The sequence below is a fragment of the Acidovorax sp. 93 genome (assembly GCF_003633835.1).
GTDB classification, from domain to species: Bacteria; Pseudomonadota; Gammaproteobacteria; order Burkholderiales; family Burkholderiaceae_C; genus Acidovorax; species Acidovorax facilis.
This window is the reverse complement of record NZ_RBIT01000001.1, coordinates 3,810,063-3,827,906: the sequence shown is the minus strand read 5'-3', so window position 1 is coordinate 3,827,906 and position 17,844 is coordinate 3,810,063. Positions and strand designations below refer to the sequence as shown.

15 protein-coding genes are annotated in these 17,844 nt (G+C 65.2%); 5 read left to right on the top strand and 10 right to left on the bottom strand.

The features are described 5' to 3' along the window. Positions 1-51 precede the first annotated feature (51 nt). The 3 genes from C8C93_RS17385 to C8C93_RS17375 all read left to right on the top strand — a co-directional run bounded on the left by C8C93_RS17385 (position 52) and on the right by C8C93_RS17375 (position 2,162). Positions 52-1,320: a class I SAM-dependent methyltransferase gene (locus tag C8C93_RS17385; protein ID WP_121508846.1), complete on the top strand. Its 1,269-nt coding sequence runs from the start codon at positions 52-54 to the stop codon at positions 1,318-1,320. Between the two features lie 29 nt (positions 1,321-1,349). Continuing rightward, positions 1,350-1,673 carry a DUF1840 domain-containing protein gene (locus C8C93_RS17380; RefSeq protein WP_121422116.1) on the top strand — a complete coding sequence of 108 codons (324 nt, stop codon included), beginning with the start codon at positions 1,350-1,352 and terminating at the stop codon, positions 1,671-1,673. A 99-nt stretch (positions 1,674-1,772) separates the two neighbouring features. Beyond that, complete coding sequence (locus C8C93_RS17375; RefSeq protein ID WP_121507722.1) at positions 1,773-2,162, top strand: nuclear transport factor 2 family protein; 390 nt, start codon at positions 1,773-1,775, stop codon at positions 2,160-2,162. A 28-nt stretch (positions 2,163-2,190) separates the two neighbouring features. On the opposite strand, the gene C8C93_RS17370 is transcribed toward C8C93_RS17375, so the two are convergent. The 9 genes from C8C93_RS17370 to C8C93_RS17330 form a co-directional block, all read right to left on the bottom strand. After that, complete coding sequence (locus tag C8C93_RS17370; RefSeq protein ID WP_121507721.1) at positions 2,191-3,219, bottom strand: tripartite tricarboxylate transporter substrate binding protein; 1,029 nt, start codon at positions 3,217-3,219, stop codon at positions 2,191-2,193. 182 nt (positions 3,220-3,401) lie between these two features. Continuing rightward, the gene (locus tag C8C93_RS17365) at positions 3,402-4,388 is read right to left on the bottom strand and encodes a tripartite tricarboxylate transporter substrate-binding protein (protein ID WP_121422117.1); all 987 of its coding nucleotides are present in this window, start codon (positions 4,386-4,388) and stop codon (positions 3,402-3,404) included. Positions 4,389-4,800: 412 nt separating this feature from the next. Further along, on the bottom strand, positions 4,801-6,048 hold the full coding sequence (locus C8C93_RS17360; RefSeq protein WP_121507720.1) for a phenylacetate--CoA ligase family protein: 1,248 nt from the start codon (positions 6,046-6,048) through the stop codon (positions 4,801-4,803). A gap of 224 nt (positions 6,049-6,272) precedes the next feature. After that, positions 6,273-7,085, bottom strand: coding sequence for an ABC transporter ATP-binding protein (locus tag C8C93_RS17355; protein ID WP_055400025.1), 813 nt, complete (start codon positions 7,083-7,085; stop codon positions 6,273-6,275). Between the two features lie 224 nt (positions 7,086-7,309). Beyond that, positions 7,310-8,638 carry an ABC transporter substrate-binding protein gene (locus C8C93_RS17350; RefSeq protein ID WP_121507719.1) on the bottom strand — a complete coding sequence of 443 codons (1,329 nt, stop codon included), beginning with the start codon at positions 8,636-8,638 and terminating at the stop codon, positions 7,310-7,312. 52 nt (positions 8,639-8,690) lie between these two features. Then, positions 8,691-9,767, bottom strand: a complete 1,077-nt coding sequence (locus tag C8C93_RS17345; RefSeq protein ID WP_055400013.1) for a branched-chain amino acid ABC transporter permease — start codon at positions 9,765-9,767, stop codon at positions 8,691-8,693. 28 nt (positions 9,768-9,795) lie between these two features. Further along, entirely contained in the window at positions 9,796-10,725 is a 930-nt protein-coding gene (locus C8C93_RS17340; RefSeq protein WP_055400015.1) for a branched-chain amino acid ABC transporter permease, read from the bottom strand. A 15-nt stretch (positions 10,726-10,740) separates the two neighbouring features. Continuing rightward, the gene (locus C8C93_RS17335) at positions 10,741-11,526 is read right to left on the bottom strand and encodes an ABC transporter ATP-binding protein (protein WP_055400027.1); all 786 of its coding nucleotides are present in this window, start codon (positions 11,524-11,526) and stop codon (positions 10,741-10,743) included. A 38-nt stretch (positions 11,527-11,564) separates the two neighbouring features. Continuing rightward, positions 11,565-13,511: a long-chain fatty acid--CoA ligase gene (locus C8C93_RS17330; protein ID WP_121507718.1), complete on the bottom strand. Its 1,947-nt coding sequence runs from the start codon at positions 13,509-13,511 to the stop codon at positions 11,565-11,567. Between the two features lie 243 nt (positions 13,512-13,754). Here C8C93_RS17330 and C8C93_RS17325 point away from each other — a divergent pair, with 243 nt between their 5' ends. Both C8C93_RS17325 and C8C93_RS17320 read left to right on the top strand, forming a co-directional pair. Next, positions 13,755-15,518 (top strand): ExeA family protein, encoded by a 1,764-nt coding sequence (locus C8C93_RS17325; protein WP_121507717.1) that lies wholly within the window; start codon positions 13,755-13,757, stop codon positions 15,516-15,518. Between the two features lie 2 nt (positions 15,519-15,520). Continuing rightward, complete coding sequence (locus tag C8C93_RS17320) at positions 15,521-16,351, top strand: general secretion pathway protein GspB (RefSeq protein WP_121507716.1); 831 nt, start codon at positions 15,521-15,523, stop codon at positions 16,349-16,351. 183 nt (positions 16,352-16,534) lie between these two features. Here the strand turns inward: C8C93_RS17320 and C8C93_RS17315 are convergent, their stop codons facing one another. Then, positions 16,535-17,713 (bottom strand): ABC transporter substrate-binding protein, encoded by a 1,179-nt coding sequence (locus C8C93_RS17315; protein WP_121507715.1) that lies wholly within the window; start codon positions 17,711-17,713, stop codon positions 16,535-16,537. Positions 17,714-17,844 lie beyond the last annotated feature (131 nt).

The window sequence follows — 17,844 nt, the reverse complement described above, 5'->3', positions numbered from 1 at the left end:
TGCCATCGCGGGGTGTTGACGCAGTGCAGCAAATTTCTCAAGATGCGCCGCATGAAGCACTTGCTGCACACCTTGGAGGGGCGGCTGGCGGCCTTGCCGGTGCCGATGGCAGTCCAGTTGCCTGCGGGCCAGCAACTGGGCGCGCCCGAGCCTGCTGTAACGCTGCGCTTTCGTGACCGCATGGCACTGGTGGCGCTGGCCACGGGCGAGATCGGCAATGTGGGGGCTGCCATCGTCGAGGGGCGCGTGGCGCTGGAAGGCGGCATGCGCGACCTGATGACCGCCGCTGCGGGCCTGTTGACCCGCGACCCGGCCCGCGACCAGCACCACGGCTGGTGGCAGCGGGTGCTGGCACGCGCGCGGTCGATGGCGGTGCACACGCTGGCGCATGACGCGCGCCATGTGCAGTTCCATTACGACCTGTCGGACGACTTCTACGCGCTGTGGCTCGATCCGCGCCGCGTGTATTCGTGTGCGTACTACCGGTCCCCAGACCTGACGCTGGCCCAGGCGCAGGAGGCCAAGCTCGACCACATTTGCCGCAAGCTGCAGCTGCAACCGGGGGACCGGTTTCTGGACATTGGCGCGGGCTGGGGTGGCCTGCTGCTGTGGGCGGCCGAGCACTACGGTGTGGATGCCACAGGCATCACGCTGTCGCGCAACCAGCACGCCCATGTGCAGCGGCGCATTGAAGAGCGTGGGCTGCAGGGGCGCGTGCGCATGCAACTGGTGGATTACCGCGAGCTGCAGGTGGAGCAGCCCTTCGACAAGATCGCCTCGGTGGGCATGTTCGAGCATGTAGGCCGCGCGCAGATGCAGCGCTACTTTGAGACGGTGGCGGGCCTGCTGCGGCCCGGAGGGCTGGTGCTGAACCACGGCATCACAGCGGGGGGCGCAGACAACGCGCAACTGGGCGCGGGCATGGGTGACTTTATCGAGCAGTACATCTTCCCGGGCGGCGAGCTGTTGCATGTGAGCACGGTGCTGCACGACATGGCCCGCGCAGGCCTGGAGATGGTGGACACCGAGAACCTGCGCCCACACTACGCGCGTACGCTGTGGGCGTGGTCCGACGGGCTCGAAGCCCAATTGCCTGCGGCCCGTGAGGTGCTGGCCGCACAGGGTGGGGCGCAGCAGGGTGATAAGGTCTTGCGTGCATACCGCCTGTATCTTGCGGGCAGTGCCCTGGGGTTTGAGCGCGGCTGGATGGCACTGCACCAGATGCTGGCCATCAAGCCTGACGGAGATGTGGCCACCGGGGCCATGCCCGGCGCACAATCAGGCTATCCGTTCATTCGCGATTACATCTACCGCAGCTGAGTCTGCTTCTTCCACGAAAACGCTTCTCCATGCTCTACAAATTCAAATCCCGCGCCGCAGCCGATCTGATCATGCTGGAGCCGCAGGGCCGCCAGGTGGTGACCATCATGGGCAAGACACCCGGTGCCAGCGGCATCGTGACGGCCGCCCAGATCCCTGCCGCCATCGCTGCGCTGGAGTCCGCCGTGGCGTCCGAAGAGGCTCAGCAGGCGTCCGCAGACGCGGGTGGAGAGGATGAGGCCAGTGCGGAAGACCGCGCTGAGGCCGTGCGTCTGCGGCAGCGGGTGGCACCGCTGATCGACATGCTCAAGCGCAGTGCTGCGGCGGATGTGGACGTGGTCTGGGGGGTGTAGCGCCTCGTCTTTTGAGCCAGTGGGCGGCGAGCAGCTTCGTTCGCGGCGCATATTCACGGCAGCCCCCTGCAGGTTTCTTCTTTCTTGTGCAACCCGCCAATGACTTGCGACCTTTCTCCGCTGGCCGTCGTCCAGGCTCAGCTGGACGCCTACAACGCCAAGAACATCGATGCCTTGCTGACGACCTACGCCGAAGACGCGCAGCAGTTTGTCCTCCACGGAGAGCGGCTTGCGCAAGGGCATGCCGAGATGCGCCCGCGCTTTCTGGCACGCTTTGCCGAGCCCGACCTGCATGCACGGCTGCTGTCGCGCACGGTGGTGGCGAATGTGGTGGTGGACTGCGAATTGATCACGCGCAATTTTCCCGAGGGCCTGGGGACGCTGGAGATGCTGTGCGTGTATGAAGTCTCGAACGGGCGCATCCAGCGCGCCTCGTTTGCCACGGGTGAAAAGCGCCTGCAGCCCGCGCAGGCAGCCATCACGGGCTGACCCGCAGGCCCGCCACCACGGCAACAGGTCAGTCCACCTTCGCCCCCGACGCCTTCACCACCTGAGCCCACTTCTTGTGTTCGTTGTCGATGTGTTTGGCAAACTCGGCGGGTGTGTTGCCACCCGGAATAGCGCCTTGCGCCACCAGCCGTTCTTTCATCGCCGGGGTGGCCAGTGACTTGGCCACTTCCTGCTGGATGCGGTTCACGATGTCCTGGGGCGTGCCCGCCGGGGCAAGCAGGCCGAACCAGGAGCTGGCCTCGTAGCCCTTGAGGGTCGGGCCTCCGGCCTGCTCCACTGTGGGAACGTCGGGCAGGGCGCTGGAGCGCTCTGAACTGGTCACGGCCAGGGCCGTGAGCTTGCCCGCTTTGATCTGCGCCATCGACGAAGGCAGGTTGTCAAACATCACGTCGGCGTTGCCCGCCACCATGTCCATGAGCGCGGGGCCGGAACCCCGATAGGGCAAGTGCAGCATGAAGGTGCCAGTCATGCTCTTGAACAGCTCGCCTGCCAGATGGATCGATGTGCCGTTGCCGCTGGAGGCCATGTTCATCTTGCCGGGGCTGGCCTTGGCGACGCGGATGAAATCCTGCACGTTGGCGATGCCCTGGGCCTTGGCCTTGTCGGCATTCATCACCATCACATTGGGCACCGCAGCCACCAGCGTGACGGGGACAAAGTCCTTGATGGGGTCGTAGGGCAGCTTGGCGTATAGCGCGCGGTTGATGCCGTGAGTGCCCACGGTGCCCATCAGCAGCGTGTAGCCGTCCCCCGGCGACTTGGCGACGATGTCGGCGCCCACATTGCCGCCAGCACCGGCGCGGTTGTCCACAATGAACTGCTGGCCAAACGCGCGCGAGAGTTCGGGCGCCATGGCGCGCGCCAGGATGTCGGTGGTGCCACCGGGGGCAAAGGGCACCACGATGCGCACGGGCTTGGTGGGCCAGGTGCTGGCTTGTTGTTGGCCGTGCGCAAGGGGCAGCAGGGCAGCGCAACCCAGGGCGGCGCAGGCCAGTGCCGCAACGGTGCGGCGGCGTGGATGGGGGCGTGTTGTCATGGGGGGGGCGTCCTTTCGCAGGTGTTTCGTATGCATGCAAAGCTTTTTACGCGGCACGGCGCGATCCGTGCAGATGGATTACCCCAAGGTGGTGGTGCCGAGCTCAATGGCAGGCACAAAAAAAGCCGCCTCGGCCAAGGCCGAGGCGGCTATTCCAACAATGACTGGAAGGGAAAAATTGATCAGTCTGCGTAGGTGCCTGCAGCCTTGATCACAGCGCCCCACTTGTCGATTTCGGCCTGTACAAACTTCTTGTGTTCAGCGGGTTCCATGCGCTTGTCGGTGACGACCACCGCGCCCAGGCCTTCTTGTTTCTTGATGAACTCGGGGTCCTTCAGTGCAAGCTTGAGGGCTTCGTTGATCTTGGTCACGACGGGAGCTGGCGTGCCCTTGGGCGCGTACAGGCCGTGCCAGATGCTGACGTTGAAGTCCTTCAGGCCCGACTCCGCCAGGGTGGGCAGGTCCTTCAGAGCCGGGGTGGTCAGGCGCTTGGGCGTGGTCACGGCGTAGGCCTTGACCTTCTTGCCTTCGATCTGTGGCGTGGTGTTCGTGGTCTGGTCGCACAGCAGGTCGATCTGGCCGCCAATCAGGTCGGTGATGGCGGGGGCCGTGCCCTTGTACGGCACGGGGGTCATGTCCACCTGCATGGCGCTCTGGAACATCAGGCCACACAGGTGCGACGCTGCGCCCAGGCCGGCATTGCCCAGGTTGATCTTGCCCTTGTTCTGCTGGATCCAGGCGGTGAGTTCCTTGAAGTTGTTCGCAGGCATGGTGGGCCGAGCGATCAGCGTCATAGGCACATCGTTGACCATGCCCAGGTATTCAAAGTCGTTGGGCACGCTGAATGACAGCTTGCGGTACAGCGCGGGCATGGTGGACATGCCAATGTGGTTGAGCAGCAGCGTGTAGCCGTCCGGTGCGGCGCGGGCTACGCGGGCTGCACCGATGGAGCTGCCGGCGCCGGCCGTATTGTCCACCACCACAGTAGCACCCAGGGGCTTGCGCAGTGCTTCGGCCAGGTCGCGCGCCACGCGGTCGGTGGGGCCGCCCGCAGCAAAGGGAACCACGATGGTGATGGTCTTGTCCTTGGCGGGATAGTCTTGGGCGCTGGCGCCAAAAGCGGTGGCTGCGGCCGCAGCGATCAATGCAAGTTTCAGCGTTGTTTTCATGGGTCTCTCCTGTGAATGACGGGCCATGATAGCGAGGGGGGGGTGCGGGAACATTGCGGATATTACGTAGCACACAGGGGGCATGGTTTTTAACAAAAAGACGCCTGAAGCGCTTGTCTATAAAGCGCTGAATGCTACAAAATAAGGAGCAATGCTAGGGTAAACACTGCGGCATGCCACCGCGCAAAGCGGGCACTTTTTGCGCTGACGCAAACCTTTGGGCGGAGCGGGAAGGGCCCACGTTTGCGCATTGACAGCACGCCCATGCCGCTCATCACCGAGACAGGCACGACCCGATGCCAGCGCCACCGTGGAACGCTTTGCCAGGCCACGGGCGGCGTTTCCGTTGGGGATAGAGGAGCTGCAGCCTCTGGCAGCTGCGGCTAGGCGCCGCATGGCGCCATGGCGGAGGCTACTTATAGCTCCGCGCGTCCTCAATCACCTTGCCATCGTTGGGCAGCGTGCCAGGGGCCACCATCTGCACGTCGCCCCGCAGCTTGGTCACCTCGCGGATCGCGTCCGAGAGCTGGTGTGCCAGGCCCTCGGCGGTCTCCACGGTTTCCACCTGCAGCACCATCTGGTCGTTGGCCATCTCGCCGCTGACCACCAGGCGTGCGCGCAGCACCTGCGGAAAACGCTGTGCAATCGTGGCCACCTGGCCGGGGTGCACGAACATGCCGCGGACCTTGGTGGTCTGGTCGGCCCGGCCCATCCAGCCCTTGATGCGGGTGTTGGTGCGGCCCGTGGGGCACTGCCCTGGCAGCACGGCCGACAGATCACCCGTGCCAAAGCGGATCAGCGGGTAGTCGGGGTTGAGCGTGGTCACCACCAGCTCGCCCACCTCGCCCTCGGGCACCGGGTCGCCCGTGCCGGGACGCACGATCTCGACGATCACACCTTCATCGAGCACCAGGCCTTCGCGGGCCGAGGTCTCGTAGGCAATCAGCCCCAGGTCGGCCGTGGCGTAGCACTGGTAGCCCGCGATGCCGCGCTCGGCAAACCACTCGCGCAGTGAGGGCGGAAAGGCCTCGCCCGACACCAGCGCCTTGGTCATCGTGGGCAGCGTTACACCCATCTCGGCGGCTTTTTCGACAATGATCTTGAGAAAGCTGGGCGTGCCGATGTAGCCCGCAGGTTGCAGTTCGGCCATGGCCTGCACCTGCTGCTCGGTCTGCCCCGTGCCGCCTGCAAACACCGTGCAGCCCAGAGCGTGTGCGCCGGTTTCCATCATCGAGCCCGCAGGCACGAAGTGGTAGCTGAAGCTGTTGTGGATCAGCTCACCGGGCCGAAAGCCTGCGGAATGGATGGCGCGCGCCATGCGCCAGTAGTCGCGCCGCGTGCCTTCGGGTTCGTAGATGGTGCCGGGGCTGGCAAACACACGCGGCATGGCCGCGCCAAAACCCAGCGCGCTGAAGCCACCAAACACGTTGGTGGCGCGGCCTGCCTGCTGGCGCTCCAGCAACTCGTACTTGCGCGTGACGGGCAGCTTTGCCAGGGCCGCGCGGCCGGTGATGGTGGTTGCATCCACGCCAGCCAGGATGCCGGCAAATGCGGGCGATGCCTTCTGGGCATGGGCGATCTGCTGCGGCAGCGCAGCCATCAGCGCCGCTTCGCGCTCTGCGGGGCTGCGTGTTTCCAGGGCGTCATAAAACGTGCTCATGCCTGGGGTTCCTTGTGAGGTGGTTTGAAGTGAAATTGGCCTCTGGCGCTTATCCATAAAGCGCAAGCAGCTATGAAAATAGGAGTGATCCGTTCAGCGTTTGAAAAGGTGCGGAGCCTGGAATACCGGCGCTGACGAAAGCCAGCGCCACCGCGCAAGGGCCGCCCCGCCGCGCTGGTGGCGTCCCCCTGAGGGGGAAGGCGCGCAGCGCCACAGGGGGCTCCTCAAGCCAACCAGCGCTTGCGCCGCTTGTAGCTTTTGACATCCTTGAAACTCTTGCGCTCGCCGCCGCCCACGCCCAGGTAGAACTCCTTCACGTCCTCGTTGTTGGCCAGGTCGCTCGCGGCGCCGTCCATCACCACGCGGCCGCTTTCCATGATGTAGCCGTAGTCCGAATACTTGAGGGCCATGTTGGTGTTCTGCTCGGCCAGCAGGAAGGTGACCTTTTCTTTGGTGTTCAGGTCCTTCACGATGTTGAACACCTCCTCCACGATCTGCGGCGCCAGGCCCATCGAGGGCTCGTCCAGCAGCACCATGCTGGGGTTGGCCATCAGCGCGCGGCCGATGGCGCACATCTGCTGCTCGCCACCCGAGGTGTAGGCGGCCTGCGAGGTGCGGCGCGTCTTGAGGCGCGGAAAGTAGTTGTAGACCTTCTCCAGGTTGGCTGCGATCTCGGCCTTGCTGGTGCGGGTGTAGCTGCCCGTCATCAGGTTCTCTTCAATGGTCAGGTGGGCAAAACAGTGGCGCCCCTCCATCACCTGCACCACGCCACGCTGCACCAGGTCCGCGGGCGAGAGGTTTTCGATGCGCTCGCCGCGCAGCTCGATGGAACCCTTGGTGACCTCGCCCCGCTCGCCCTGCAGCAGGTTGGAGATGGCGCGCAGCGTGGTCGTCTTGCCCGCCCCGTTCCCCCCCAGGATGGCCACGATGGAGCCCTGCGGCACCTGCAGTGACACGCCCTTGAGCACCAGGATCACGTGGTTGTAGATGACCTCGATGCCGTTGACGTTGAGAACGATATTGCTGTTGGAGTCCATGGTGTTGCCTTCCTGTACCAATCCAAAGAGCTGTTGCACAACCCTTTGGATTGGCGGCTGCCAGAAAGCAGCCGTTACGTCACTGGCCCTTGAAACGGTCGCAGCCTGAAATACCAGTGCCACCGCGCAAGGGCCGCCCCGCCGCGCTGGTGGCGTCCCCCTTCCCGCAGCGCGAAGCGCTAAGAGAGAAGGGGGAAGCGGCAAAGCCGCTCAGGGGGATGTGCTTAGCTCTGGCAGTCCGCAGCGTCGCGGCGCGTCATCTTCTTGTCGGCCAGGTACTTGTCCGCACCGGCCTTGACCATGGGCTTCAAGATCTGCTCATCGGCCTGGTACCAGTCGGACGAGAAGTTCCACTTGCTGCCATCCCAGGTGTGGACGCGCGCCCAGGTGGATCCCATGTGGTCAGCGCAGCTGGTGGACAGCGGACGCATCACGCCGCCAAAGCCCAGCGCATCGAGCTTCTTCTGGTCCAGGGCCAGGTTTTCCATGCCCCAGCGCACTTGTTCGCCGGTCATGACCTTGCCCTTGCCAAAACGCTCCTGTGCGCGGCGCACCGATTCGACGGCCAGCATCTGGATGATCACGCCGCGCGTGTACAGCACCGAGCCCACTTCGTCCTTGGGCCCTGTGCCCTGGCCCTTGTCGTGAACGTTCTTCAGGATGTCCTGGATCACCTTGGGCTGCTGGCCCGAGGTGTTCAGTGCCAGCGCGTTGTAGCCCTTGGCGCCTTCGCCCACGTCACGCACATCGGGCTCGGCACCCGCCCACCACACGCCATACATCTTGTCGCGGGGGTAGCCGGTGGCCTGGGCTTCCTTGAGGGCGGTGGAGTTCATCACACCCCAGCCCCACAGCAGCACGTAGTCAGGGCGGCTCTGGCGCACTTGCAGCCAGGTGGCTTTTTGCTCCACGCCGGGCGCGGTCACGGGCAGCATCTGCAGCTCAAAGCCGTGCATCTTGGCGCGTTCTTGCAGCAGCGGGATGGGCTCCTTGCCAAACGGGCTGTCGTGGTACACCAGCGCAATCTTCTTGCCCTTGAGCTTGTCCAGACCGCCGTTGGCCTTGCCAATGTGCTGGATCAGGATGTCGGCGCCTGTCCAGTAGCTGCCCATGAACGGGAAGTTCCACTTGAACGCCTGGCCGTCCTGCGCCACCGACAGGCCATAGCCCAGCGTCATCAGCGGGATCTTGTCCACGGGCGCTTTTTCGGTCAGCGCAAAGGTGATGCCGGTGGCCTGGGGGTCGAACAGCGACACGCCAGGGCGGCTCTTGAGGCGTTCGTAGCATTCCACGCCACGGTCGGTGGCATAGCCGGTTTCGCATTCTTCAAAGGTCAGCTTCACACCGTTGATGCCGCCGTCGCGGGCGTTGATCATCTTGATGTAGTCCTGCTTGCCGTTGGCCCATGGCACACCGTTGGGTGCGTAGGGGCCTGTGCGGTAGGACAGCAGCGGGAAGAACTGCTCCTTGGCTTGTGCGAGGGCGCTCGTCGCAATGGACGAGGCACCGGCAGCAACCACCGCAGCGGCGATCACGATTTTCGAAAGCTTCATGGATGTCTCCTTTGGATGAATGTGTTGAAGCACGGGAAAAACTGGCAGGGGATCAGTGGGGGAAGGGCCAGAGGCGGAGTTTTTGTTTGGCGGTGGACCACAGCTTGGCCAGACCATGGGGCTCCACGATGAGGAACCACACGATCAGAGCTCCGAAGATCATCAGCTCGGCATGCGAGACACCGGCGGTGGACACCTCGATGCCAAAGATCCCCATGAAGGCCGGCAGGAACTGGTTGAGCACGATGGGCAGCACCACGATGAAGGCCGCACCAAAGAAGCCACCCATGATCGAGCCGAGCCCGCCGATGATCACCATGAACAGCAGGCGGAACGAAATTTCCACCGAGAAGGCCGCAGGCTCCCAAGCGCCCAGGTGCACAAAGGCCCACAGCGCACCGGCCATGCCCACAATGAACGAGCTGACCGCAAACGCGCTGAGCTTGGCGTACATGGGGCGGATGCCGATCACGGCCGCAGCCACGTCCATGTCACGGATGGCCATCCACTCACGCCCGATGGCGCCGCGCACCAGGTTCTTGGCCAGCAGGGCCACCACCACCAGGATGGCCAGGCAGAAGATGTACTTGCTGGTGGCGCTTTCGATCGGCATGCCCAGCACCTGCAGGTTGGTGACCGACACCGAGCCCGAGTCGGAGTTGTTGGTGAACCACTTGATGCGCAGGAACATCCAGTCGCTGAAGAACTGCGCGGCCAGCGTCGCCACGGCCAGGTACAGCCCCTTGACGCGCAGGCTGGGCAGCCCGAACAGGATGCCGAAGAACGTGGCGCACAGCCCGCCCAGGATCAGTGCCGGGATCAGCGGCATGCCGGGGAAACGCACGAAGAAGTTGTAGGCCCCGTAGGCGCCCACGGCCATGAAGGCGCCCGAGCCCAGCGAGATCTGGCCGCAGTAGCCCACCAGGATGTTCACCCCCAGGGCCGCCAGCGCCATGATGACGAAGGGGATCAGGATGGCACGGAAGATGTAGTCGCTGGCCAGCATGGGCACGGCGATGAAGGCGATGGCCAGGATGATGCCGATGGCAATGCGGTCCTGCGCGATCGGAAAGATCTGCTGGTCAGCGCGGTAGCTCGTCTTGAACTGGCCGTTTTCGCGGTAGAGCATGGAAGTCTCCTGTTCTTGTTGTTATGGGTTACACGCGGTCGATGATCTTTTCTCCGAACAAACCTTGCGGTCTGAACAGGAGGAACACCAGCGCCAGCACATACGCAAACCAGATCTCGATGCCCCCGCCCACGAACGGGCCCAGGTACACCTCGGAGAGCTTTTCGCCCACGCCGATGATCAGGCCGCCGATGATGGCGCCGGGTACCGAAGTCAGGCCGCCCAGGATCACCACCGGCAGCGCACGCAGGGCCACCGTGGTGAGCGAGAACTGCACCCCGAGCTTGCTGCCCCAGATCATCCCGGCCACCAGGGCCACCACACCTGCCACGCACCACACGATCACCCAGATGCGGTTCAAAGGGATGCCGATGGATTGGGCCGCCTGGTGGTCGTCGGCCACGGCGCGCAGTGCGCGGCCGGTAGAGGTTTTCTGAAAGAACACCGACAGCAGGGCCACCAGCGCGGCGGCAATGGCCGCAGCAATCACGTCTTCCTTGTTGATCAGGATGCCGCCCTGGAACACCGTGTCGAACGCAAAAATGGGCTCCTTGGGCATGCCCACGTCGATTTTGTAGATGTCGCTACCAAACAGCGTCTGGCCCAGGCCTTCAAGAAAGTACGTGATGCCCAATGTGGCCATCAGCAGCGTGGCACCTTCCTGGTTGACCAGGTGGCGCAGCACCAGCTTTTCAATCAGCCAGGCCACCACGAACATGATGGCGCCCGCAATCACGAAGGCGGCCAGGTTGGCCACGATGGGGTTGTCGATGCCGGTCCACTTGGGGATCCATTCGGCAAAGCGGGCCATGGCCAGCGCTGCAAACAGCACCATCGCGCCCTGCGCGAAGTTGAACACGCCCGAAGCCTTGTAGATCAGCACAAAGCCCAGCGCCACCAGCGAATACAGCATGCCGGCCATAAGGCCGCCGATGAGGGTTTCCAAAAAGAATGCCATGAGTTGTTCTCCCGATCAGTGGCTTGTGCCCAGATAGGCACTGATCACGTCTTCGTTGTTGCGCACTTCGTCGGGGCTGCCGTCGCCGATCTTCTTGCCGTAGTCGAGCACCACCACGCGGTCGCTGATGTCCATCACCACGCCCATGTCGTGCTCGATGAGCACGATGGTGGTGCCGAACTCGTCGTTCACATCGAGGATGAAGCGGCACATGTCCTGCTTTTCTTCCACGTTCATGCCGGCCATGGGCTCGTCGAGCAGCAGCACCTGCGGCTCCATGGCGAGAGCCCGGCCCAGGTCCACGCGCTTTTGCAGGCCATAGGGCAGCTGGCCCACGGGCGTCTTGCGAAACGCCTGGATTTCCAGGAAGTCGATGATGTGCTCGACGTACTCGCGGTGGCGGATCTCCTCGCGCTCGGCCGGGCCGATACGCAGCGCCTGCATCAGCAGGTTGCTTTTGATCTTGAGGTTGCGGCCGGTCATGATGTTGTCGATCACGCTCATGCCCTTGAACAGCGCCAGGTTCTGGAAGGTGCGCGCCACGCCCATCTCGGCCACTTGGCGCGAGTTCATGTGCGAGAACGTCTTGCCCCGGAAGGTGATCGAGCCGTCCTGCGGCGTGTACACGCCGTTGATGCAGTTGAGCATGGAGCTTTTGCCCGCGCCGTTGGGGCCGATGATGGCGCGGATCTCGTGCTCTTTCACGTTGAACGAGATGTCGGTCAGCGCCTTCACGCCGCCAAACCGCAGGCTGATGTTCTTGACGTCCAGGATGACGTCGCCGATCTTCTTTTTGGTCATGGTGGGGTGTTGCTGCTCGGGCGGGTAGAGAGCGGGTTTCATGCTGCAGCCTTGACGGGCGCGAAGGTCTTGGTGTCCGACAGCTTCAGGGTGGCGCTCACGCTGCCCGTGCGGCCGTCCTCGAACTTGACCTGGGTCTCGATGTACTGCTCGGTGCGGCCTGCGTACAGCGCATCCACCAGCACCGCATATTTTTCGGCAATGAAGCCTCGGCGGACCTTGTTGGTGCGCGTGAGTTCGCCGTCGTCCGCGTCCAGCTCCTTGTGCAGCACCAGGAAGCGGCTGACCTGGCTGCCCGCCAACATGGTGTCGGTGGCGAGGTCGGCGTTGACCTTCTCGATGCACTCGCGGATCAGCTCGTACACCTCGGGCTTTTGCGCCAGGTCGGTGTAGCCCGCGTAGGGCAGGTTGCGGCGTTCGGCCCAGTTGCCCACGGCGTCGAAATCGATGTTGACCATCACACACACCTTCTCGCGGCCGTCGCCCAGCGCGACCACTTCCTTGATGTGCGGGAAGAACTTGAGCTTGTTCTCCACATACTTGGGCGCAAACATGGCGCCATCGTTGGCGCCGCCCTTGATGCGGCCCACGTCCTTCACGCGGTCAATGATCTTGAGGTGGCCGTGCGCGTCGAGGAATCCTGCGTCGCTGGTGTGGTACCAGCCATCGGCGGTGAGCACCTCGGCCGTGGCCTTGGGGTTCTTGTAGTACTCCTTGAGCAGGCCGGCGGACTTGACGAGGATCTCGCCGTTGTCGGCCACCTTGATCTCCACACCGCGAATCGGCACGCCCACCGTGTCGGCGCGCGCCTGGTTGTCGGGCTGCAGGCAGACGAACACGGCGGTCTCGGTGGAGCCATACAGCTGCTTGAGGTTGATGCCGATGGAGCGGTAGAACGTGAACAGATCCGGGCCAATGGCCTCGCCTGCCGTGTACGCCACGCGCACGCGGCTAAAGCCCAGGTTGTTGCGCAGCGGGCCGTACACCAGCAGGTTGCCCAGCGCGTACTTGATGCGGTCCAGGGTGCCCACGGGTTCGCCGTCCATGAGGGCGGGGCCCACCCGCTTGGCCACGCTCATGCAGGCGTGGAACATGGCGCGCTTGATGGTGCCTGCGTCTTCCATGCGGATCATCACGCTGGTCAGCAGGCCTTCAAAAATGCGCGGCGGCGCAAAGTAGTAGGTGGGGCCGACTTCCTTCAGGTCGATGGTCACCGTGCTGGCCGACTCGGGGCAGTTGACCACGTAGCCGCAGGCCAGCCACTGGGCGTAGCTGAAGATGTTCTGGCCGATCCAGGCCGGGGGCAGGTAGGCCAGCACTTCTTCGCTGCTGGTGAGCTTGTCGAACTCGGCACCTGCGCTGGCGCGGTCCAGCAGGGTGCTGTGGGTGTGCACCACGCCCTTGGGGTTGCCCGTGGTGCCCGAGGTGAAGAACATCGCCGCCACATCGTCGGGCTGGGCCTTGGCGACCTCGCTCTGGAACCACTGGGGGTTCTTGGCGACGTGCGCCTTGCCTGCTTCGATCAGCGAGTCCAGCGACGCCAGGCCCTGTTCCTCGTAGTTGCGCAGGCCGCGCGGGTCGTCAAAGTAGATGTTCGAAATCTGGGGGCATTGCTCGCGGATCTCCAGCAGCTTGTCCACCTGCTCCTGGTCTTCCACCAGGCAAAAGCGCACTTCGGCGTTGTTGAGCGGGAACACGCATTCGGCCCCCACGGCGTCCTGGTACAGCGGAACAGGAATCGCGCCCAGTGACTGCGCGGCCAGCATGGTGGCGTAGAGGCGGGGGCGGTTGGCGCCGATCACCACCATGTGTTCATGGCGCTGCAGCCCGGCCAGGTGCAGGCCGGCGGCCACCTGCTCCACCAGCCGCACCAGGTCAGCCCAGCTGTGGGTTTGCCAGATGCCATATTCTTTTTCGCGCAGGGCCGGGGCCGTGGGGCGCTCGGCGGCATGCTTGAGCAGCAATTGCGGGAACGTGGTCAACATTGCAGGTTCCTGAAAGTAAGAGGTGTCCGTCCGGTGACTGCCGGGAGCGCGGCCTTGTGGCTGCGTATCTGTGTATGGGATGGATGCTAGGACTGACTTTGACGCCATCTTGTCTTGCCGACGACAATTTACGGGAAACTACTCCTCGGGTAAAACCCTGACGCACTGCGAATGGCCGATTGGCGAGGGTGGCGGACGGGGTATCGCGGAACGCTTCACAGGGGGGCGGTATCCTCACGGGCTATGTACGCCCCGTTCTTCGGCCTTCAGCACCCACCGTTCTCCATCGCCCCCGACCCCCGCTACCTGTTCATGAGCGAGCGGCACCGCGAGGCTCTGGCCCACCTGCTCTATGGACTGGATGCAGGGGGGGGCTTCGTGCTGCTCACGGGCGAGGTGGGGGCGGGCAAGACCACCGTGTGCCGCTGCTTTCTGGAGCAGATCCCGTCGCACTGCAACGTGGCCTACATCTTCAATCCCAAGCTCACGGTGCGTGAGCTGCTGCGTTCCATCTGCGACGAGTTCGGGGTGCCGCACAAGCCCACCGTGCCGGGTGGTGTGGAAACGGTCAAGGATTACATCGATCCGCTCAACGCCTCGCTGCTGGCGGCGCACGCCGCCGGGCGCAACACCGTGCTCATCATCGACGAGGCACAGAACCTCTCGGCCGACGTGCTGGAGCAGCTGCGGCTGTTGACCAACCTGGAGACCAGCGAGCGCAAGCTGCTGCAGATCATCCTCATCGGCCAGCCCGAGCTGCGCGCCATGGTGGCCAAGCCGTCGATGGAGCAATTGGCCCAGCGCGTGATTGCACGTTTTCACCTGGGCGCACTGAGCCCGCAGGAGACACAGCAGTACATCGCACACCGCCTGGCCGTGGCCGGGCTCACCGGGCCGCTGCCGTTTGACCGGGGTGCCCTGCGGCGTGTGCATGCGCTCTCGCACGGCGTGCCCCGGCGCATCAACCTGCTGTGCGACAGGGCGCTCCTCGGTGCCTATGCGGCTGGCGCGCGGCAGGTGAACCGGGCCATCGTCAACCGCGCCGCGCGCGAGGTCTTCGATGCGCCGGCCTCGGCCGCTGCAGCGCGCAGCGCCCGGCAGGCTGGATTGCCGCGCTGGGCTCTGGCGGGCCTGGGTGCCGTGGCGGGCGCTGCGGCGGTGGCGGCTGTTGGGTTGGGCATGGGGGTGTGGCCTGCGCACCGTGGCGGCCCGCAGGTGGCCACCACAGGCCCTGGTGCCGCCGTGGCGCAGGGTGCGGCGTCCAGCTTGGGCGCGAAACCCCCGGCGGCTGCGGCGCCTGCGGCAGTGCTGCCCGCATCCGCTGCGGCTGCCTCCGCCCCGGTAGCTGCCGCGCCCGCTGTACCGGCGTCATCGGCGGCACCGTCTTCTGCGCTGGACCAATTTATGCAGGCCCAGCCTGCCACCGATGCGCCGGCCTGGCAGGCGCTGGCCTCGGCCTGGGGGGCGGCTTTGCCTGCGGGCGCCGATGCCTGCACTACCCTGCCGCGCGAGGGCTTGCGCTGCTACCGCAACCGCCGTGCGGGCCTGAACCTGGTGCGCCAGATCGACCGGCCTGTCCTGCTGGCTCTGTACCCGTCGGAAGAGGCCGAGGCCCCTGTCTCGGTCTTGCTGCGTGGACTGGATGGCGACAACGCCACGCTCGAAGGCGGCGGCCGCAGCTTGCGCGTGCCCGTGGCCGAGCTGGCCCAGGTCTGGCGCGGCGAGATTGCCACGCTGTGGCGCGCCCCGGTGGGCATGCCCGACCGGGGCGAGATCACCGATTCACCGGCGGGCGCGGCATGGCTGGACCAACGGCTGGCGAGCAAGGCCGCCGGTGGCTCGGGCCCCGGCAGCAAGCCGGTGACACCCGCTCAGCGCCAGTCGCGCATCCACCGGTTCCAGCTGGCCCAGGGCGTGACGCCCGACGGCCGCGCCGGCCCCCTGACCCTCATGCTGCTCAACCGCGCCACCGGCGTGAACGAGCCACGTCTGCGGAACACGCCTTAACCATGTCCTACATCCTTGATGCCCTGCGGCGTGCCGATGCCGAACGCGGCCGGGGCGCCGTGCCGGGCCTGCACACGCAGGCTGCGCCCACTTCTGGCGCTTCCTCCATGCCGGGTCAGGCCGGGCCGATCAACCTGTGGTTTGTCGCAGCGGGCGTGGTCGGAGCCGCTGCGCTGGCGGCCGGCGGCACCTGGTGGGCCCTGCGGCCCCAGGCCCCGGCTGTGGTGGTGGCAGCGGCCCCGGCTGTGCCAACGCCCGCTGCCGTGGCGCCCCCCGTGGCAGCGCCAACCCCGCTGCCGCCCCCCGTGCCCGCGCCGGAGCCTGCCCCGGCACCCGCACCCGCACCGATGGCACCTCTTGAGCCCCGCAGCGCCGACAAGCGCCCGGCAGACAAACGCAGCGCAGCACCTCAGCCACCCCCGCGTGAACGTGAGCGGCCCGTGGCCTCCGTGGTGGTGGCGCCTCCTGCGGCGGCCCGCGCCCCCGCAGCCGAACAGCCCGTGCGCCCGCGCAGCCCGGCAGCTGCGCCCGCCCCCCAGGCCCCCGCAGCGCCTGCGCCACGGCCGTCACCAGACGCCGGGGTGGCCCCGCCGCCCGCCAGCCCCGTGTTTGCGCAGGGAGATCTGCCCGAGGCCTTGCGCACGCAGTTGCCTGCGCTCAAAGTGACGGGCGCCACCCATTCGAACAATCCGGCCTACCGCATGGCCATCGTCAACGGACAGGTGTTGCACGAAGGCGACCAGGCGGCACCCGGCCTGGTGCTGGAGAAGATCGAGCCTGGGCGTACTGTCTGGTCGTTCAAGGGCTACCGGTATGGGGTAACGGCGCAGTAGTAAAAAACATGAGCTAAAACAGCCTCTAGCGCTTATCCAGTAAGCGCTAATAGCTATCTATTTGATAGTTGTTTTGTGAGGCGCTGTGCTTTCAGCACCTGGCTCCACGCAAAGCGAGAGCTACGGTGGAGTCGGCATCACCGGCCCACCAGAGTCCGGGGGACGGCGCAGCAACCCCGGGGATCAGCGGATAAACCTGCCGTCGCGCCCCACCAGCGTCAGCTCCACAAACCGCGATGCATTGCGGTCGGGGGTGCTGGCGTTGATCTCGAAGCCACCCAGGTCCCACTTCTTGAGGTTCCAGGTGGCGTCGATGAAAGCGGCTCGTGTGGGGTTGCGGCCCGCGCGCTGCAGGGCCTCGGCAAAGACGCGGGCGTTGATGTAGCCCTCCAGCGCCAGGTGCGAGGGCTCGGCCGCGGCGCCCGAGGCCTTCCAGGCGGCCTGGAAGTCGCGCACCACCGGCATGACCACGTTGGAGGGCAAGGGCACGACCTGCGAAATGGCCATGCCCGCGGCATCTGCGCCCAGGGCCTTCACGGTAGCGGGGGTGCCCATCACCGACAGTGCATACAGCGTCACGCCGCGCTTGATGGCGCGAAACGCCTTCACGAATTCCAGCGTGGGCTTGCCTGCCAGGCCGATCACGATGGCTTCGAGGTTGCCGCTTGCCAGTTTGGTGGCTGCGGCGCCGGCATCCGACGCGTTGTTTTCGACCGTCACCGTCAGCGCCTCGGGCAGCTTGAGGCGGTCCATCGACTGTTTGGCGGCGGTAAAGATCTCTTTGCCGAACGCGTTGTTCTGGTAGACGATGCCGATGCGCTGGATGCCGATGGTAGACAGGTGTTGAACCAGCTTTTCGGCCTCGTCGGCATAGCTGGCGCGGATGTTGAAAACACTGCGGGCCTTGGTGCGGCTCAGCTGCGCGCCGGTGAAGGGGGCGAAAAACGGAATGCCACTCTCGATCACCTTGGGAAGCATGGCGTCGATCATGGGGGTGCCCATGCAGTTGAACAGCGCAAAGTACCCAGGGTCTGCCAGGAACTGCTCCACATTGGCCAGCGCCTTGGGCACATCGTAGGTGTCGTCCTGCGTGACCAGTTCAATGGTCTTGCCGTGGATGCCACCCCGTGCATTGATGCCCGCAAACGCCGCCTTGGCACCCTGGTGCATGGCCGACCCGAGATCGCCCAGCGGGCCGGTGAGGGCGGTGGACTGTGCAATACGGATGGTCCCTTCCTGTGCGCGGGCGCTGCCCAGCCCCAGCCAGGGCAGGCTGATGGTGGCGGTCGCGGCAGCCAGCAACTGGCGCCGGGCGATGTGGGACGGTGGTCGGGCGGTGGTCGGGGGCAGGTCGGCGGGCATGTGTGTCTCCTCAAAAGGCCCGGGCCTGCGCAGCGGCGGCCGGGGGAGGCGACATCATCCAATCACGATTGGCATTTTTTTGTCGGTCTGGCGACAATTGGGGTCGTGGTATTCCCGCACTTCCCCATCGC

What these genes read in the sequence shown, in the direction of transcription:
- C8C93_RS17330 (WP_121507718.1), bottom strand. Translation starts at nt 13,511, where the DNA reads ATGTTGACCACGTTCCCGCAATTGCTGCTCAAGCATGCCGCCGAGCGC.
- C8C93_RS17385 (WP_121508846.1), top strand. Translation starts at nt 52, where the DNA reads ATGAAGCACTTGCTGCACACCTTGGAGGGGCGGCTGGCGGCCTTGCCG.
- C8C93_RS17325 (WP_121507717.1), top strand. Translation starts at nt 13,755, where the DNA reads ATGTACGCCCCGTTCTTCGGCCTTCAGCACCCACCGTTCTCCATCGCC.
- C8C93_RS17355 (WP_055400025.1), bottom strand. Translation starts at nt 7,085, where the DNA reads ATGGACTCCAACAGCAATATCGTTCTCAACGTCAACGGCATCGAGGTC.
- C8C93_RS17370 (WP_121507721.1), bottom strand. Translation starts at nt 3,219, where the DNA reads ATGACAACACGCCCCCATCCACGCCGCCGCACCGTTGCGGCACTGGCC.
- C8C93_RS17345 (WP_055400013.1), bottom strand. Translation starts at nt 9,767, where the DNA reads ATGCTCTACCGCGAAAACGGCCAGTTCAAGACGAGCTACCGCGCTGAC.
- C8C93_RS17365 (WP_121422117.1), bottom strand. Translation starts at nt 4,388, where the DNA reads ATGAAAACAACGCTGAAACTTGCATTGATCGCTGCGGCCGCAGCCACC.
- C8C93_RS17320 (WP_121507716.1), top strand. Translation starts at nt 15,521, where the DNA reads ATGTCCTACATCCTTGATGCCCTGCGGCGTGCCGATGCCGAACGCGGC.
- C8C93_RS17350 (WP_121507719.1), bottom strand. Translation starts at nt 8,638, where the DNA reads ATGAAGCTTTCGAAAATCGTGATCGCCGCTGCGGTGGTTGCTGCCGGT.
- C8C93_RS17335 (WP_055400027.1), bottom strand. Translation starts at nt 11,526, where the DNA reads ATGACCAAAAAGAAGATCGGCGACGTCATCCTGGACGTCAAGAACATC.
- C8C93_RS17380 (WP_121422116.1), top strand. Translation starts at nt 1,350, where the DNA reads ATGCTCTACAAATTCAAATCCCGCGCCGCAGCCGATCTGATCATGCTG.
- C8C93_RS17375 (WP_121507722.1), top strand. Translation starts at nt 1,773, where the DNA reads ATGACTTGCGACCTTTCTCCGCTGGCCGTCGTCCAGGCTCAGCTGGAC.
- C8C93_RS17315 (WP_121507715.1), bottom strand. Translation starts at nt 17,713, where the DNA reads ATGCCCGCCGACCTGCCCCCGACCACCGCCCGACCACCGTCCCACATC.
- C8C93_RS17360 (WP_121507720.1), bottom strand. Translation starts at nt 6,048, where the DNA reads ATGAGCACGTTTTATGACGCCCTGGAAACACGCAGCCCCGCAGAGCGC.
- C8C93_RS17340 (WP_055400015.1), bottom strand. Translation starts at nt 10,725, where the DNA reads ATGGCATTCTTTTTGGAAACCCTCATCGGCGGCCTTATGGCCGGCATG.